The organism is Halomonas sp. KO116, assembly GCF_000734975.2.
Taxonomy (GTDB): domain Bacteria; phylum Pseudomonadota; class Gammaproteobacteria; order Pseudomonadales; family Halomonadaceae; genus Vreelandella; species Vreelandella glaciei.
On sequence record NZ_CP011052.1, the window covers coordinates 3,526,401 to 3,543,848 of the forward strand.

Annotated in this window: 15 protein-coding genes, 1 pseudogene and 1 riboswitch; of the genes and pseudogenes, 9 read left to right on the plus strand and 7 right to left on the minus strand. The window is 53.7% G+C overall.

All coding sequences use genetic code 11. From position 1 onward, the window contains the following. Window positions 1-46 precede the first annotated feature (46 nt). Both KO116_RS16245 and KO116_RS16250 read left to right on the plus strand, forming a co-directional pair. Window positions 47-922 (plus strand): aldo/keto reductase, encoded by an 876-nt coding sequence (locus tag KO116_RS16245; RefSeq protein WP_235272404.1) that lies wholly within the window; start codon window positions 47-49, stop codon window positions 920-922. Then, a complete protein-coding gene (locus KO116_RS16250; RefSeq protein WP_035559395.1) occupies window positions 919-1,590 on the plus strand; it encodes a DUF6064 family protein in 672 nt (223 codons plus the stop codon). The genes KO116_RS16245 and KO116_RS16250 overlap by 4 nt, the downstream gene beginning before the upstream one ends. Before the next feature lie 352 nt (window positions 1,591-1,942). Here the strand turns inward: KO116_RS16250 and KO116_RS16255 are convergent, their stop codons facing one another. The 3 genes from KO116_RS16255 to KO116_RS16260 form a co-directional block, all read right to left on the minus strand. Continuing rightward, complete coding sequence (locus tag KO116_RS16255) at window positions 1,943-2,167, minus strand: addiction module protein (protein ID WP_035559392.1); 225 nt, start codon at window positions 2,165-2,167, stop codon at window positions 1,943-1,945. Between the two features lie 26 nt (window positions 2,168-2,193). Next, complete coding sequence (locus tag KO116_RS25100; protein ID WP_144408605.1) at window positions 2,194-2,403, minus strand: hypothetical protein; 210 nt, start codon at window positions 2,401-2,403, stop codon at window positions 2,194-2,196. A gap of 312 nt (window positions 2,404-2,715) precedes the next feature. Then, window positions 2,716-3,321: an outer membrane beta-barrel protein gene (locus tag KO116_RS16260; protein ID WP_035559389.1), complete on the minus strand. Its 606-nt coding sequence runs from the start codon at window positions 3,319-3,321 to the stop codon at window positions 2,716-2,718. A gap of 311 nt (window positions 3,322-3,632) precedes the next feature. Here KO116_RS16260 and KO116_RS24715 point away from each other — a divergent pair, with 311 nt between their 5' ends. Together KO116_RS24715 and KO116_RS16265 are read left to right on the plus strand one after the other, a co-directional pair. Continuing rightward, the gene (locus tag KO116_RS24715; RefSeq protein ID WP_082072687.1) at window positions 3,633-3,887 is read left to right on the plus strand and encodes a Txe/YoeB family addiction module toxin; all 255 of its coding nucleotides are present in this window, start codon (window positions 3,633-3,635) and stop codon (window positions 3,885-3,887) included. A 733-nt stretch (window positions 3,888-4,620) separates the two neighbouring features. Further along, the gene (locus KO116_RS16265; protein WP_035559386.1) at window positions 4,621-5,583 is read left to right on the plus strand and encodes an IS1595 family transposase; all 963 of its coding nucleotides are present in this window, start codon (window positions 4,621-4,623) and stop codon (window positions 5,581-5,583) included. On the opposite strand, the gene KO116_RS25110 is transcribed toward KO116_RS16265, so the two are convergent. Next, the gene (locus KO116_RS25110) at window positions 5,484-6,173 is read right to left on the minus strand and encodes a hypothetical protein (protein ID WP_144408606.1); all 690 of its coding nucleotides are present in this window, start codon (window positions 6,171-6,173) and stop codon (window positions 5,484-5,486) included. The two genes, KO116_RS16265 and KO116_RS25110, sit on opposite strands and share 100 nt — an antisense overlap. A gap of 247 nt (window positions 6,174-6,420) precedes the next feature. Beyond that, window positions 6,421-6,575, plus strand: a riboswitch (TPP riboswitch). Between the two features lie 87 nt (window positions 6,576-6,662). Here KO116_RS25110 and tenA point away from each other — a divergent pair. Beyond that, window positions 6,663-7,346 (plus strand): thiaminase II, encoded by a 684-nt coding sequence (gene tenA, locus KO116_RS16270; protein ID WP_035559383.1) that lies wholly within the window; start codon window positions 6,663-6,665, stop codon window positions 7,344-7,346. Window positions 7,347-7,373: 27 nt separating this feature from the next. Next, a complete protein-coding gene (thiC, locus tag KO116_RS16275) occupies window positions 7,374-9,263 on the plus strand; it encodes a phosphomethylpyrimidine synthase ThiC (RefSeq protein ID WP_035559380.1) in 1,890 nt (629 codons plus the stop codon). A gap of 74 nt (window positions 9,264-9,337) precedes the next feature. Here thiC and KO116_RS16280 read toward each other — a convergent pair whose 3' ends face one another. Genes KO116_RS16280 through KO116_RS26200 form a run of 3 tightly spaced genes read right to left on the minus strand, consistent with a single transcriptional unit; the run spans window position 9,338 to window position 12,144 of the window. Then, the gene (locus KO116_RS16280) at window positions 9,338-10,540 is read right to left on the minus strand and encodes an MFS transporter (protein ID WP_052703785.1); all 1,203 of its coding nucleotides are present in this window, start codon (window positions 10,538-10,540) and stop codon (window positions 9,338-9,340) included. Between the two features lie 12 nt (window positions 10,541-10,552). Then, entirely contained in the window at window positions 10,553-11,542 is a 990-nt protein-coding gene (locus KO116_RS16285; RefSeq protein ID WP_035559378.1) for a hypothetical protein, read from the minus strand. After that, on the minus strand, window positions 11,539-12,144 hold the full coding sequence (locus tag KO116_RS26200; protein ID WP_035559376.1) for a TetR/AcrR family transcriptional regulator: 606 nt from the start codon (window positions 12,142-12,144) through the stop codon (window positions 11,539-11,541). Before KO116_RS26200 ends, KO116_RS16285 begins: the two co-directional genes overlap by 4 nt. A gap of 223 nt (window positions 12,145-12,367) precedes the next feature. Here KO116_RS26200 and KO116_RS16295 point away from each other — a divergent pair. The 3 genes and pseudogenes from KO116_RS16295 to rbbA form a co-directional block, all read left to right on the plus strand. Further along, window positions 12,368-13,192 (plus strand): annotated as a pseudogene (locus KO116_RS16295) (phosphomethylpyrimidine synthase ThiC); the annotation flags it as partial. A gap of 419 nt (window positions 13,193-13,611) precedes the next feature. Beyond that, a complete protein-coding gene (locus tag KO116_RS16300) occupies window positions 13,612-14,688 on the plus strand; it encodes an HlyD family secretion protein (RefSeq protein WP_035559373.1) in 1,077 nt (358 codons plus the stop codon). Beyond that, entirely contained in the window at window positions 14,685-17,447 is a 2,763-nt protein-coding gene (rbbA, locus tag KO116_RS16305; protein ID WP_035559371.1) for a ribosome-associated ATPase/putative transporter RbbA, read from the plus strand. Before KO116_RS16300 ends, rbbA begins: the two co-directional genes overlap by 4 nt. The last annotated feature ends 1 nt before the right edge of the window (window position 17,448 follow it).

The window sequence follows — 17,448 nt, forward strand, 5'->3', positions numbered from 1 at the left end:
CACGCGCAGACAAAGCCTTACGCTCATCGGCGCCACGCTCGCTGCCGTGACACTCCCAACCGCATCGCTTCTTGCCAACAAAGACGGGATGCGCCAGAAGGCCTTTGCGGACACGGACAAAACGCTACCCGTTATCGGCATGGGCACCTGGCGCACCTTCAACGTTGGTAGCGACCCACAGCTGCTCGATGCGCGTACCGAGGTGGTCAAGGCATTTTTCGAGCATGGCGGCGGCCTGATCGACTCTTCGCCCATGTATGGCTCGGCGCCGGACATGATGGGCTATGCCCTGGAGCAGTTGGGCACGCCCGAGAGCCTGTTTGCCGCAGAGAAGGTCTGGAGCCCCGCCGGTGGCTCCGCCCGCGAGCAGGTAGCCGAGCTGAAAGACCGCTGGAAAGTGGAGCATTTTGATCTAGTGCAGGTGCACAATCTAACCGACTGGCGCGAGCACCTCTCCGCGCTCCAGGAGATGAAAGCCGAAGGCATCATCCGCCATGTGGGCATCACTACCTCCCACGGGCGCCGCCACCGCGAGATCGAGCAGATCATGACGTCAGAGGATATCGACTTCGTTCAGCTCACCTACAACATCACCCACCGCGAGGCCGAAAACAGGCTACTGCCCCTGGCAGAGGAGCAGGGCATCGGCGTGATCGCCAACCGGCCATACGATGGCGGCAGCCTGATCAAGCACCTCAAGCGGCGTGACGCGCCATTGCCCGAGTGGGTGAACGAGGAATGCGGCTGCACAACCTGGGCGGACTTTCTGCTGAAGTTCATCGTCAGCTACCCGGCGATAACTTGCGCGATACCCGCCACCACCCAGGTCGAGCACCTGCGCGAGAATATGCGTGCTGGCCACTCCCCCATGCCCTCACCCGACGCCCGGCAGCGGATGACCGCTTATATCGAGTCATTATGAACGAGTGGACAAGCTACCAGCTTCAGGACTTTATCCCCTTCACGGCGGAGGTTTACTTTCGCCTGCTGGAGCGCATGGGCGAAACCTTCTGGCCCCTGCATCTGCTGACCCTAGCCCTGGGCGCTGCCGCTCTTGTACTGGCGCTGAAACACCGCACGCGACTCGCCTGCCTGCTAGCCGCCCCTCTCTGGGCCTTCGTCGCCGTCGCGTTTTTCTTTCAGCGCTATGCAGAACTCAACTGGGCGGGGGGCTATGTTGGCTACGCTTTCATCACTCAAGCCGTGCTGCTAGTATTGATGGCGCTAACGGGATGGGGAGTGGATAACGAACCACATGCAACAAACCCACCGGTTGCTATAGGCACAGCCATCACACTTTTCGGCCTGATATTAATGCCGCTGATAGCGCCGCTGAGCGGCGGTTCCTGGTACCAGGCAGAAGTGTTCGGCATACACGCCGACCCCACGGCGGTTACCACGCTGGGCCTGATGCTAATCATGCTCCGGGGTTTCGCCCTCTGGATCGCCGTCATCATTCCCGCGCTCTGGCTGGTAGTTTCTGGCCTAACGTTGCAAGCGCTGGACTCGACGGGCGGCGCCGTGCTGTTCGCTGTGTTGGCGATCGCGCTGATTGGGGTGGTCTGGAAAAGTATCGAGGCCAAGCGGTAACGTAGCCGCATCGGTGCTGGAGGCAAAGCTGGTAAAAAATGCCATTTGGGTGCCTGTGTCTATTCGAGCCTGTTAAGCCAGTACTGCGGCCGTCTTCGGTCATGGGCAACGGCTAGTATTTGAAAAACGCGTGGTTGTTCTCGATATACGATGGATAGCGGAAATCGGTGAAGCGGGGCTCTGCGAATGTCTGGCTCTAATTCGACCTGCCAGCCTTTTGGTGACTCGCCAATCAATTCGGCAAGAGCCTCAAATTCCTTAATCAAGGCATTACCCAAGCCTTGAAGCTTCGATTCATAGTAACCGACTGATTCCAGAAACTCTGCTTCCGCTGCCGGGTGAAAGGCCTATTTCATTTAATGAGCGCTCGAGCCTTTTTCATGACTTCATCACCGGACACAGCTTGAACCGCGCCACTATCGAGCTCTTCTGCTCTTCGACGAGCCTCAAGCAACCAGTCAGACCTAAGCTCTTCATCTGATGGAGATTCCAGGCTAAGAACCAATCGCTGTATCAACTGGGCCCGCTGCTCTTTAGGGAGATGAAGCGCCTCGTCTTCAATGCTTTGAAGATTCATGGTGAAACCTCTCGTTCGTTTATCCCTTAATTTTGACATGGATGGGTAAAGGCTGCCATGCATTGGTTTTTCGCATCAAACGGCAAAGCTAATAGGTTCGTTACTGAAATAACAGATAACAGCCTTGACGTCGTATTACCGCCAAATAAAGCACTTTCTATATCCGCGACGGTCGCTAATATTTCATGTTCTGCTTTTTCATAAGTTGCCAGCTCCACGACAAACTTAGGGATCAAAGCCGAATCTTCACTGGTCGCTTACAGGATTTCCACTCCTGGCATCACCTGCTCCCGTATCTTGTAATAACGCTAATGTGTTCCGCTTGCTGCGTTTCCATTAAGCGGCTTGTTAGCAGCTTCTATCTGAAAACGCCCAACCAACCGAACCTTAATAATAGATTGCCGGGTAACACCGGTGCGAGCTGAGGAAAGCGCCTTAGCAACGCTGGCGGCGTGCCACCTGGAAGTATGCAAGGATTGCACGAGATAAAACAGCAGCGCCGGGGCTCGCCCTGGCACTGCTATCGCACATGGTAAAAAAATTGACGGTTAGAAGCGGAAACCGGCTGACGCGGTAAAGGTGTCGATCTGATAGTCGCTGTCGAAGTCGTAGCGCTCGTATTCGGTACGGACCAGGAAGGGGTCGAAGTTGAACTGCGCGCCGACACCGTAGACCGGATCGGTACCGTCCTGATCTTCAAGGTCAACGCTAGCACCGCCAAGGTTACCGTCGACGTCGGTTTCCCACTTGGCCACACCGGCCTTAGCGAAGGCGGTAAACCAGGAGGTGATGGGCAATTGACCGACCAGACTCACCCCGTAGGCGTTTGATTCCAAATCGGTATTGGCGTCACTGTTACCCTTCAGGCGCGTACGACCAAGATCGGCATAGAAAATTTCGGTAGCAAAGTAAGGATTGAGTTCGTAGCCGACGAAACCTTTAAAGACGTTGTCTTCGTCATCATCCAGATCAAAGTCTTCGGCGCCATCGGAGATGAAATCGCCGACTTCGTCGTCGTCGTTCTCCAGCGAGCTGAAACCGGTACCGATGCCCAGATAGAGTCCATCTGCATTGGGTGCGGCGAATGCCGACGGTGCCGCAGCGAGCAGAGCGGTAGAGGCAAACGAGGCGGTAAGAAGGGTTCTGAGTTTCACGTGTATTCTCCTTGTGACGACTTGGTATGAACGATTCTATGAATCGTCATGGTATTGAAAGGCTATCCTGCCGTGATTCACGCAATGTGACCGTCGTTTGATTCACACGTATCAAACATAGGAAAAACACTGTTCGACAACAAGGAAGATCGGGTTACGATATGTAAACTTTTGTTACAAAAAGCACTTCTACCGGGAAAGTAGAGGCGCTTCGGTCATCGACTCAGAGCCTAAAACGCTTCATCAATATGGCGAGCATTGCAGTGTTACCGAACTGGAGCGAAGTGGTTGTCAGAAGAGGAACTTCTTGAATAAAGCTCCTCTTCTCCGAGAATGCATGGGAAGACACTCTGTACTGGCAGAAAACTGACAAGAAGGTTCTTAACCGGATCAACAAGCTAATCAAAGAGACCAAACGAGAGGCATGTCAAGGAGTCGGCAAACCAGAGCCCTTCAAACATAGCCACGCCGGATATTGGTCTCGGCGAATCAACGAAGAACAACGAATGGTTTACAAAGTCACGAAGGACGCTTTGCTTATTGCTCAGCTGCGTTATCACTACTGATTTAACACCTTGTTAAGGGGTGAGCAACGCAATACCGAAGCCGCTGCAGACCACCTTAAATACATAAACTAGCGCAGAGTAAAAATCCTATGTGGTGCGATTGGAACTTGAAACCGCCCAACCTTAGCACTCTGATCGTGTTCATAAGAAATGAAGCTCGCAATGCTGCACCCAAAACCCACTAAAACTCAGGCATCAACGAGGTTTCTCTAGAACCTCACGAATGCCAGCACACGCAAATTTTGGAAACCACGGAACCACAAAGTAAAAGTAGTCACCGTGTTTGAGATTGTCATGCGTCAACTTGAATACTCTTTGAAAGCCTGATAAAAGTTTCACTTCCAGAATCTAGGTGAAAGTCGATGGAAAATTCTCCGCGTTGATTTGCTGGCCAGAACACGCGCAGCAACAGTTCGGAGCTGTCTCCTGGGTCAACTGATTCCAGCTCTAATACTGAGTTCTCCCATGGCCGAGGGTCTCGGTCATCGTGTGGATGCTCCGGCATAGCCCTAACCCTCAAGGGGGCAGCAGTTTTATTAGTTATAGTGAAGGGTATGATTAAAACATCGCCTTTTCGCATCAATTCTTTCTGAAAAAGCGGAAACTCACCTTGAGAATAATTTTCACTCAGTTGAGAGAGTGCATATCTATGGCTATGTTGTCATCTTCTGTTGATGTGCTTTAAATATACTGTATAAAATACTGTATGTGTAGTCTTCGTGTGGAGAGCGCCATGAAGCAAGCAGACTTCAAAATCCTTGAGAGGACACTTTCCAGCCTTCCTGTTGAGTGCAAGAAATACATAGCGGAACGACTTCTTGGGCAAATCAGCTCACAGGCAGACACTCTGATTGATACCTTAAGCCATCACTTTCCATGCCCACATTGTGGCGGCGAGCACGCTGTTAAGTGGGGACGCAGCGGTGGCCTACAGCGGTATCGATGCCGGAATCCCGAGTGTCACAAAACATTCAACGCCCTTACAGGCAAGCCCTTAGCCAAGCTGCAACATCGAGATAAATGGTTCGACTACCTGCGCTGCATGCGAGACAGCTTGACGTTGCGCGCCTCAGCGGCCCGAGTGGGTATTGATTTGAAGACGGCTTTCCGATGGCGTCATCGTTTCCTGAAAACGAGTGCTCAAGACAATGCCAACCCACTATCCGGCATCATTGAGGTAGACGAAACCTTCTTCCTGGAGTCCTGCAAAGGAAAGCGTCAGATTACTCACCGCAAACCTCGCAAGCGTGGGGGACAAGGCAATGTTAAGAAAAAAGAACAAAAAATTCAGGTGCTTATTGCGCGAGACCGTAATGGAAAGGTCAGTGATTTGGTTGATCCGGCGCTCCAAAAATCGACTGTTCATGAGTTTCTGGCGCCGATCATCGATCGCGACTCGATTTTATGCTCTGACGGACACAGCTGGTATAAAACCTTCTCTCGCGACTACGGCATTGCCCATCATCGACTCATCGTATTCGATAATCAGCGAGTGATCGGCAAGGAATACCACATTCAGAACGTGAACAGCTATATGAGCCGCTTGAAGGGGTGGATGGGGCGCTTTCATGGGGTGGGGACAGCGTACTTACCTAATTACTTGGCATGGCGACGGTTATTTGAAACCACAAGGCCAGCCGAGGAAGCGTGGCTTCGTGCGGCGATAAGCGCTGACCAACAGCAGATGCCAACATAGCCATATCTATCCAGTGAATTCCACCCGATATCTGATAAAAACTCTAAAGAGCTCATTCGCTCCGTATGCTCACGCTCACTTATGCCTTCTTTCCATTTATCATACATTTCAAACCCCACAACAGGAGTTGCTAAAACAGATAGAAAAAAGGCAATAAATAGCACAATACTCCCAGTATTTTGCGGGACATTTTCAATTCCTTCAATGAACTTCCCTTTTGTTATCTTTGAAGAAACAGTAGATATTTCATCCTTAGTAAAATCACCGCCTTCAACTAGCATTAAGACAGAATAATCATCTCCAGGTGGAATTCTAGGTATTCGAATAAAACTACCATCTAATGCTGAACTTGAGTCAGTAGAAGCCAAAACTTCGTAATCACGATCTGGTGAAAGCGCAACAAGAACATCCTCTTCTGTAGCGCGACCCTTATTAAAAACTCTGACTTCTATGATTTTTCCTTCTGATGTCAGTGCGGAGACTGAGAACAAGCGCGGTATAACAACATAAAGTTGTCGGACACGAAACGCGTAAAGTAGAACTGACCCGAACACTGTAACAATAAGGCCTATTATTATTGCTTCGATCATTTAATCAACTCTTTTAATTATAGCTGTGGGTATAAATCCCATAAAACATCCCTAATACTCGTGAAACCAAATTTATTAAATTTATGCATATAACAGCATTAATACTACATCTTTATATTTCTCGTAAGCAAAGAAAATTTTGGCATCATATCTAAAATCTATGTCCTTGCTCTGTTTGCGATTTTTGTAACTATTCACAGATCCCTACCTTGCATCTCCCCCACCCGCCTCCTACACTCCATCAACGAACAGCTTGACGGGGTGCCGGTGATATCCGGCTGAGATGGCGCAGGGTGTGCATTTTGCTACCAAGCGCTGGTCCCGCTGAACCTGATCCGGCTAATGCGCAGCTTTTTTAAGAGCGGCGCGGGTACCGGCGTAGGGATCAAGCGATGGCCATGGCTAGCTCTCACGATTGCACGCCACCTCTCTGCGCCATTTTCTCGATCTCTCCCGCCTGCCCTCCGGATCATTACCACCGGAGGCAACATGGGCTACCGCTTTACTGATCTCACCACCGCCTGCCAGGACGATTGGCGCGCCTATATTGAGCACGATTTTGTGCGTCAACTAGGCAACGCCACGCTGCCTGAAGCGTCGTTTCGCCACTACCTGAAGCAGGACTACCTGTTTTTGATCCACTTCGCCCGCGCCTATGCGCTGGCCGCCTACAAAAGCCCCACCCTCGCCGATCTTCGCCAAGCCCACGAAGGCTTAAAAGCCATTGTCGATGTGGAGCTGGGTCTGCACGTGGGCTTTTGCCAGGAGTGGGGGATTTCCGAGCAAGAACTGGAGGAGCTTCCCGAAGCCAGAGCGACGCTCGCCTACACCCGCTACGTGCTGGATACCGGCAACCGAGGCGACTTGCTCGATTTGCACGTGGCGCTGGCCCCCTGCCTGGTGGGTTATGGCCAAATCGCCAATTGGCTGAATGCCCAGCCATCTACCCTGCGCGGCGCGCAAAACCCGTTTGATGCCTGGATTGCCATGTACGAAGGCGAGGAGTTTCAGGCCGCCATGCAGGCGGAGCTCGAATGGCTCAATGCCCGCCTTGCCGATGTCACCCCCGCCCGCTTTGCCGAACTAAGCAAGATCTTCCGCGATGCCACCCGCCTGGAAATCGACTTCTGGCAGATGGGCCTAGAGCTGATAGACGAAGACCTCACACATTAATGACTAACAACTAAAAGGAACCTACCCATGAGCAAAACAAGTCATTTTCTAGCCGAAACCGCCGAAGTCGATGCCGCCGCCATTCAGCCGCTGCCCGGCTCACGTAAGGTATATATCGAAGGCTCGCAGCCGGATATTCGCGTGCCGTTTCGCGAAATCACCCTGTCACCGACCAAAACCACCGGCATCGATGAAGAGAACCCGCCGCTGCTGGTATACGACACCTCCGGCCCTTACACCGACCCCGATGCCCAGATCGATCTACGCCGTGGCTTACCGGAGCTACGTCGTGCCTGGATCGAAGCGCGGGACGACACCGAATTTCTATCAGGCCTTACGTCTGAGTACGGCAACCGCCGCGCCAACGACCCCACCCTTGCCCAGCTGCGCTTTGATTTAACCCGCACCCCGCGCAGGGCTAAAGCGGGCCAAAACGTGACCCAGCTGCACTACGCCCGCCAGGGGATTATCACCCCGGAAATGGAGTTTGTTGCCCTGCGCGAAAACCAGCGTCGCCAAACGCTGGGGACCGCTGAGGTGGAACGGATTCTGGGCCACCAGCATAAAGGTCAAAGCTTTGGCGCCAGCTTGCCGGAGGAAATCACCCCAGAGTTCGTGCGCGAAGAAGTGGCCCGCGGGCGGGCGATTATTCCCAATAACATCAACCACCCGGAAAGTGAGCCGATGATCATTGGCCGTAACTTCCTGGTCAAGATCAACGGCAACTTGGGTAACTCGGCGGTGACGTCTTCCATTGAGGAGGAAGTGGATAAGATGACCTGGGGCATCCGCTGGGGCGCGGATACCATTATGGATCTCTCCACCGGGCAGAACATCCACGAAACCCGCGAGTGGATTCTGCGCAACTCGCCGGTGCCGATTGGTACGGTGCCTATCTATCAGGCGCTGGAGAAGGTTAATGGCGTGGCCGAAGACCTCACCTGGGAAGTCTTCCGCGATACGCTGATCGAGCAGGCCGAACAGGGTGTGGACTACTTCACCATTCATGCAGGGGTGCTGCTACGCTATGTGCCGCTCACCGCCAAGCGGGTCACCGGCATTGTCAGCCGCGGCGGCTCGATCATGGCCAAGTGGTGTTTGTACCATCACCAGGAGAGCTTCCTGTATACCCATTTCGAGGAGATCTGCGAGATCTGCAAGCAGTACGATGTGGCGTTTTCACTAGGCGATGGCCTGCGCCCCGGCTCGGTGGCCGATGCCAACGACGAAGCACAAATGGCGGAGCTCAAGACCCTCGGCGAGCTGACCCATATCGCCTGGAAACATGATGTGCAGGTGATGATCGAAGGCCCCGGCCACGTGCCCATGCACCTGGTGAAAGAGAACATGGACAAGCAGCTGGAGTACTGCGACGAAGCGCCCTTCTATACGCTTGGCCCACTAGTGACGGATATCGCCCCCGGCTACGACCACATTACTTCTGGCATAGGGGCGGCGATGATCGGCTGGTTTGGCTGCGCGATGCTCTGCTACGTCACCCCGAAAGAGCATTTGGGTCTGCCAAACAAAGATGATGTCAAAACGGGCATCATTACCTACAAGATTGCCGCCCACGCGGCGGATCTTGCCAAGGGTCACCCGGCAGCGCAGCGGCGTGATAATGCCCTCTCCAAGGCGCGCTTCGAGTTCCGCTGGGAAGACCAGTTCAACCTGGGGCTAGACCCGGATACCGCCCGTGAGTACCACGACGAAACCCTGCCCAAGGATTCCGCCAAGGTGGCCCACTTCTGCTCCATGTGCGGGCCGAAGTTCTGCTCCATGAAGATCAGCCAGGAGGTTCGTGACTATGCAAATGAACACGGCCTAAACGGCGACCAGGAAGCGGTGATGAAAGGCATGGAAGAGCAGGCGGAGAAGTTTCGCAATAAAGGCAGTGAGCTGTATCAGGAAGTTTAAACTTCGCCTCTCGCTATCAAACCAGCACCCCGTCGAGATGACGGGGTGCTGGGGTAACGGGCTTAGGCTATTGGTCACATACTCCATACATCCTGGGTCGGGAGTAGCCACAAGATACCTAAACAGAGTATCGCGGTGACCTGAAACACCGCTGTCAATTGCCAAATCTCTGCACCAAGCCCGGCGAAGGTGGGCGATATCAGTTGTCCTGCAGAAATAAGAAAGAAGGTTAGACCAAAGCCAGTGGACGGAGCTTCTGGAAAGCAACTGACACTCCAAATACCGTATAACGCCGTAATAAGAATGAACGTAGCGCCAAACAAAACCGCCGATAGCGTTAGCATCAGTATCCCGTCACTCGCAATGGTGAGTAAGGCTATCGAGGCAGCTATGGCCAGCGTCGCCCACTTCAATGCCTTGGTCAGTCCAAAGCGAGTCACCAGTTCTCCGGCCAAACCACCCGCCACACCGGCAATGCCCACGACAATCCAGAAGATCACCCGGCCGGTATCAGAAAGGCTTTTCTCTCCCGCGATCAACTCAACCGAAAACGTCCAATAGATTGAGGTTACCAGCCCGAATAGAAGCGCACCCAGCAGTAGGCGTCGGACCGAACTATCTTTCAACTTGCGTCTCAGAAAGGTAAACATAGGCTCCTGGGAAGCGCCCGGCTTAACTCTGTTTGAGAGCTCATGGTTAGGCGCATTGCCCGGCATTATAAAAAAATTCCATAGCGTGGCGATCAGCGCGATAAATGCAAAGCACAACCAAGCCAGTTGCCATTGAGGACCCGCAATAAGGGCCAATGGGCCAGAAACCATCACCCCAAAACTGGTGCCGGAATTGATAATGGCGTAATAGCGGCTTTGCTTTTCAGCGAGACAGAGTTGCTTGATAGCATCAGAAAGCGGTGGATACGCCAGGCCTGGGCTACAACCGGCAAGCGTCACCCCCAATGCTAACCATACCGGGTTACCCGCCAGCGCGACCAACAGCATACCCAGCGTTGCGGTCATGCCGCCCAATATAATCGGCATACGCGGATTAAAATGGCGAACCAGCAGCGGACTCACCAACGTTGCCAGCAGGTACCCCAGATAGGAGGCACTGCCAATCGCACCTACGGCCGTTTGGCTTAAATTGAAATCATCCCTGATAGCGGGCACGAACAAGCCATAAGTATAGCGCGACAACCCGTAGGTAGATGCCACAATTAACAAGCCCGCGCCGACAATATTGAAGGCAGAGTTACGCACTAGTAAGCTGGAGAGAACCATATTTCAGGCCTTTCAATTCCGCAGTGTTAATTGATAAGCGACAGTTTGATCGCCGCTAAAAAACTCCTTAACTATTTGAAAATCATTTTCTTTTTGGCGTGCAGCGCGAAATTGTTCCTTAGTATATTTAAGGCAACAGTTTGTAAGCAGGTAACGATGATGATCAAATAGTTGATACGGTATGACTGTGGCTGCAGTCATTACTGGACCTAGCTCAGTCTCAATTGGTGTCAGGAAAATCCTATGTTGACCTGCTGGCTTAAGCTGAGCCCGTTCGCAGATTTTTTGGGAAAATTGTTTCATTGGTTGTAAGCTATAAAAATCAATTATTGGTTTCCAGCCAGCCAAACTAGAAAGCTGCATCTCGGAAAGCAACAAATCACCTTTGCTAGTTAATTTTTTAAGTATCTTCAACATTTTCCTGGGTAGTTCATTTCCTTCTTGAAACCCCATCATAGTGACTACTGTAATACCATCATGAAAACCGAAACTGGAAGACTGCAATTCGTTGTAATCGTTAATTGTATAGCTGAACCGTTGTTTACCGACAACCGGTTCCAACGCCACACGCATGGTTTTCTCTGACTCAGGGTTAATATCCAAACCAATATAACTCGTTAAATCCACACCATTCCTAATTAACCTTTTTATTATGAGTTCTGTTTTATAGGGTTCAGGACCAATTTCAATGTAGCGCACCGAAGTGCCATTGAATTTATGAGAAATGTAATCAGCTGTACTTATTAAACTATCATGAAGGGAAGCATTTCCGGAACGATCAGCACATATCCCGCTACCACTTACAGCCATCTTATTGAGTGCTGCCATATACCCAAAGACATCTTCTAGAGATAAGTTATCCGTGTCTCTAACATTCTCTGATATTGAATATTTGCTAGCATTACTAACAGTATCAATCTGATCAGCAGATAAGGGAGTAAAACAACCCAGGGAATCTCGAACAATAATCTCCAGATTATCTTCATATTCTGTATCATTCATAGGACTGCCCCACTACGATAATGAGAAAGAGTTTTCATAGAAGTCTTCATTGCAGAATCAATCGGCCAATCCTGCATAAAGTTCTGCGCTTGAATAATGGCACCGTCAAAAAGTGAGTAAATAGTATTCACTAACTCGTCAAATACCTCAGGCTCCATCATGGGCCGATATTCACTCAGCACATTATTGGCGACAACTTGTCTTACACGCTCCTTGTGATCACGCACGAGAGCCCTAACCGGACTCTTTTCATCGCTGAATTCCCCAGCCATATTAATAAAGCCACAACCACGGTAGCCTTCTTCGCGAATCTGGTCGTACCACATAGTGTACATAGCGGAAATTCGCTTCTCAGTTAGTTGATGCTGAGAAATTCGCTCAGTTAGCTGTTCAATCCACCGTTCTTCGCGCTGCCTAAGCCAAGCTATGGCAAGGGCCTCTTTACTAGGGAAATGCGTATAAAAACTGGCCTTAGCAACCCCCGACTCGCTGATAATCTGATTAATTCCCGTAGAACAGTAACCTTGGCGAAAAAACAAACGACTGGCAGCCTCAATAATGCGTTCGCTAGGCCGTGAGAGTGAAGATGGATTATGCGTCACTATTAAACACCTCCGTACAGACAGGTCTGTCTAAAACCTAGATGCCAATATCCTAAGAGTCAAGGCCTAAACGAAAATCAGGAAACGTTGATGGGAAGCATGGGCGATGGATGAACTGGCAGAGACATTTCGCTAGGTAAGGAAGGTAGCAAACTGCGTTAAGAAGCCTAAACTGTGCCCATTCGTACTATAAAAGCGAAACTAGTCAATGTTTTTGGAATAATGGTGTTTGTACCATCATCAGGAGAGCTTTCTCTACACCCACTTCGAGGAGATCTGCGAGATCTGCAAGCAGTACGACGTGGCGTTCTCCCTCGGCGATGGCCTGCGCCCCGGCTCGGTGGCGGATGCCAACGACGAAGCGCAGATGGCCGAACTCAAGACCCTCGGCGAGCTGACCCACATTGCCTGGAAGCACGATGTGCAGGTGATGATCGAAGGCCCCGGCCATGTGCCCATGCACCTGGTGAAAGAGAACATGGATAAGCAGCTGGAGTACTGCGACGAGGCGCCCTTCTATACCTTAGGGCCGCTGGTGACGGATATCGCCCCCGGCTACGACCACATTACCTCCGGCATTGGGGCGGCGATGATTGGTTGGTTTGGCTGTGCGATGCTCTGCTACGTGACGCCCAAAGAGCACCTGGGCCTGCCCAATAAAGACGATATCAAAACCGGCATCATCACCTACAAGATTGCCGCCCACGCAGCGGACTTGGCCAAGGGCCATCCGGCGGCACAGCGGCGCGACAACGCGCTTTCCAAGGCGCGCTTCGAATTCCGTTGGGAGGACCAGTTCAACCTGGGCCTAGACCCGGATACCGCCCGTGAATACCACGATGAAACCCTGCCGAAGGATTCGGCCAAGGTGGCGCACTTCTGCTCCATGTGCGGGCCGAAGTTCTGCTCGATGAAGATCAGTCAGGAAGTGCGTGACTATGCCAACGAGCATGGCCTAAACGGGGATCAGGAAGCGGTAATGAAAGGCATGGAAGAGCAGGCGGAGAAGTTTCGCAACAAAGGGAGCGAGCTGTATCAGGAAGTTTAAATCTACCAACGCACGATAATTTACTACTTGCTGCGGCTTTTCCCTGGGCAGCGCTAAAAAATGGCCGCAACCTCCCATCGCTTGTGTGCTCCTTTGTTTTCTAGCGCTGCCCCAAGAGTATGGCTTAACAGTAGTTTTACGCAACGCAGCTCATTTAACATTTGAGAGTGACGAAAAAAACCTTGGTTATAGCTGCCCAGCTCATAGCAAATACTATCAATTAAATACCGACTAGTCGGTATTTAATTGACCTAAATCAAAATCACAATTAATAATAATAGGATAATAGAATCCGTTTATTACGCTCTGTGATGCGCCACCGCTGGCTCAGAACGACGAGCTTAAGCCCTTTGGCCCTGGCCCATCCTCTGAGCTGCTCATCAATCGTCTGGCCATCCGCCAACCGAGGATGCAACATTATGAAGTTCAGCAGTAAAAGCCAGTGGTTCAAGGGCCTAGCAGCCATAGTTGTTATAGGCATCGCGGCCTGGTTGACCTGGTGGGAACTGCAGCCGGAGGGCCTAGGCGAGGGCATCACCCAAGGCAATGGGCGCATCGAAGCCACCGAGATCGATATCGCCACCCGGGTCGCTGGCCGCCTCGAGGAAGTACTGGTCGAGGAAGGTGAGTTCGTCGATCCCGGCCAAGTGGTCGCCCGTATGGATACCGCCACCCTGGAGGCTGAGCTGGCTCAGGCCAGCGCACAGTCCCGCCGGGCCGAAAACGCCCTGGAGACAGCTCGAGCCATGGTAGCCATGCGCCAGAGCGAGCTGGAAACCGCCAGAGCCATCGTCAACCAGCGCCAGGCAGAACTAAACGCCTCTCGCAAGCGCTACGAGCGTTCAGCCAGCCTAGTGGAGCGCAACGCCATCTCTCGCCAGCAGTTCGACGATAGCTTGGCCGACTACCAGAGCCAGCAGGCCGCCCTGGCCTCAGCCAATGCCCAGGTACTCTCCGCTCAGGCCGCCATCCGCGCTTCCGAATCCCAGGTCATTGAGGCCGAGTCAGAGATAGAAGCCACCCTTGCCGCGATCCAGCGCATTGAGGCCGACCTTGACGACAGCGAGCTCAAAGCCGACCGTTTGGCCCGCGTACAGCTCCGGGTGGCCGAACCGGGCGAGGTGCTCGGTGCCGGTGGCAAGGTACTCAACCTGATCGACCTCACCAAGGTCTACATGACCTTTTTTATGCCCACTCGAGATGCTGGTCGGGTGGGCATTGGCGACGAGGTACGCCTGGTGCTGGACGCTGCCCCTGACTTCGTGATCCCGGCGCGAGTGAGTTTCGTGGCCAGCGTCGCCCAATTCACCCCCAAGACCGTGGAAACCGAGAGCGAACGCGAGAAACTGATGTTCCGCGTGCGCGCCCAGATCGATCCAAAGTTGCTGCTTGAGCATATCGAGCAGGTCAAAACAGGCCTGCCCGGCATGGCCTACCTGAAGCTCGAGGATGACGCCACCTGGCCCGACCACCTAGAGGTCAACGTCACCCCATGAGCGAGAAGACGCAACCCGTAGCCCAAGTCAGCGCGCTCACCTTACGCTACGGCCGCACCATAGCCCTGGACGCGCTGGATCTGGCAGTGCCGTCCGGCTGTATGGTCGGGCTGATTGGCCCGGATGGCGTCGGCAAATCCAGCCTACTGTCGCTGCTGGCCGGCGCTCGTGCCGTGCAACAGGGTGTGATCAAGGTGCTGGGCGGCGACATGAGCGACAAGCACCACCGTAACTCAGTTGGCCCGCGCATCGCCTATATGCCACAAGGGCTAGGTAAGAACCTCTACCCTACGCTCTCGGTGGAGGAGAACTTGCAGTTCTTCGCCCGATTATTCGGCCACGGAGCCGGTGAACGCAGGCGTCGTATCGACGACCTGACCCGCAGCACCGGGCTATATACCTTCCTCGAGCGACCCGCTGGCAAACTCTCTGGCGGCATGAAGCAGAAGCTCGGACTCTGCTGCGCGCTGATTCACGATCCCGACCTGCTGATTCTCGACGAGCCCACGACTGGCGTGGATCCGCTGGCCCGCGCCCAGTTCTGGGAGTTAATTGCAAGCATTCGTGTTGACCGCCCTCAAATGAGTGTGTTGGTCGCCACCGCGTACATGGACGAAGCCCAGCGTTTCGACTGGTTGGTGGCTATGGACGCCGGCAAAAAACTTGCCACCGGCTCCCCGCAGCAACTACTTGCACTCACCCACAGCGACTCCCTGGAAATGGCGTTCATCGAGCTGTTGCCGGAAGAAAAGAAGCGCGGCTATGCACCGGTGCACATCCCGCCGCTGGCACAGGATGACAATGAAGTCGCCATCGAGGCCAAGGACCTCACCATGCGTTTCGGTGACTTCGTTGCCGTCGACCATGTCAGCTTCCGCATCCGGCGTGGCGAGATATTCGGCTTTCTCGGCTCCAACGGCTGTGGCAAGTCGACGACCATGAAGATGCTCACAGGACTGCTGTCCGCCAGCGAAGGCCAGGCCTGGCTGTTCGGCCAGGAAGTCAATCCCCGCGACATCGACACCCGACGCCGGGTCGGCTACATGTCCCAGGCATTTTCACTATACGGCGAGCTGACCGTACATCAGAACCTGGTACTGCATGCGCGTCTGTTCCAGATTGCCAAGAGTGCCATCCCGGCAAGGGTCGCCGAGATGGTCGAACGCTTCGGCCTCGAGGAGGTTCTCGATACCCTGCCGGAGAGTCTTCCTCTCGGCATGCGTCAACGGCTTTCTCTGGCAGTGGCAATGGTTCACGAACCCGAACTGCTGGTTCTGGACGAACCCACCTCGGGGGTCGATCCCATCGCCCGCGATGCCTTCTGGCGCCTGCTGATCGAACTGTCGCGCCGCGACCGGGTGACGATCTTCATCTCCACCCACTTCATGAACGAGGCCGAGCGCTGCGACCGCATGTCGATGATGCATGCAGGTAAAGTCCTCGACAGCGACACACCGGCGGCACTGATCGAAAAGCGAGGGGCAGCGACGCTGGAGGACGCCTTTATCGGCTACCTGCTCGAGGCTGGCGCCGATCAGGAGAGTTCCACACAAGAGGCCTTGCCCCAGGAAGCCGCTCCCCCCTCGCCGCTCGTCGCCGAAGCGCCCCAGCACGGCGCACCGCGCCACCGGCGCTTCAGCCTCCAGCGAATGCTCAGCTACATGTGGCGCGAAACTCTCGAACTACGCCGCGATCCGGTGCGTGCGACCCTGGCGCTGGTTGGCTCGCTGATCCTGATGTTCGTTATGGGTTTTGGCATCAGCATGGACGTGGAGGAGCTCAGCTACGCCATCCTTGACCGCGACCAGACGTCGCTAAGTCAGAGCTACGCGCTGAACCTCTCGGGATCGCCCCATTACTTTAGAGAGCGCCCGCCTATCTCAGACTATGCCGCGTTGGATCGACGTATGCGCAGCGGGGAGCTATCCCTGGCAATCGAAATTCCCCCCGGGTTTGGTCATGATGTAAAGCGTGGCCACAATGTCGAGATCGGAGCATGGATCGACGGCGCCATGCCTCAACGCGCCGAAACCGTGCAAGGCTACGTACAGGGCATCCACCAGCAGTGGCTGCTGGCGCAAGCAAGGCAATCCGGAACCGCCGCCAGCGCAGCGGCAGCCAATATCGAGAACCGCTACCGCTACAATCCTGATATTCAGAGCCTGCCAGCAATGGTTCCTGCCGTGATTCCACTGCTGTTGCTGATGTTGCCGGCAATGCTCACGGCACTCTCGGTGGTGCGTGAAAAAGAGATGGGCTCAATCATCAACCTTTATGTCACCCCTGTCACCCGCGCCGAGTTTCTGATCGGCAAGCAAATTCCCTACATCGGCTTGGCAATGGTCAATTTTTTATTGATGACCGGGCTGGCGATCACATTGTTCGGCGTGCCGATCACCGGTAGCTTCCCGACCCTAGCGCTGTCGGCCCTGGTATTTTCCATCATCGCCACCGGCATGGGCCTGCTGGCCTCGACCGTCACCCGCAGCCAGATCGCCGCTATGTTCTTCGCTATGATCGGTACGCTGATTCCCGCCATCCAATTTTCGGGCCTGACCGATCCGGTCTCTTCACTGGAAGGCACCGGACGCCTCATCGGCAATATTTATCCAGCCAGCTACATGTTCACCATTAGCCGCGGCGTATTCAGCAAGTCCCTAGGGCTAGGTGACCTTATCGGGTCGTTCCTGCCGATGCTGCTGGCGGTACCGGTGATCATGGGCATGGCGATCGCCCTACTGAAAAAGCAGGAGAGCTGAG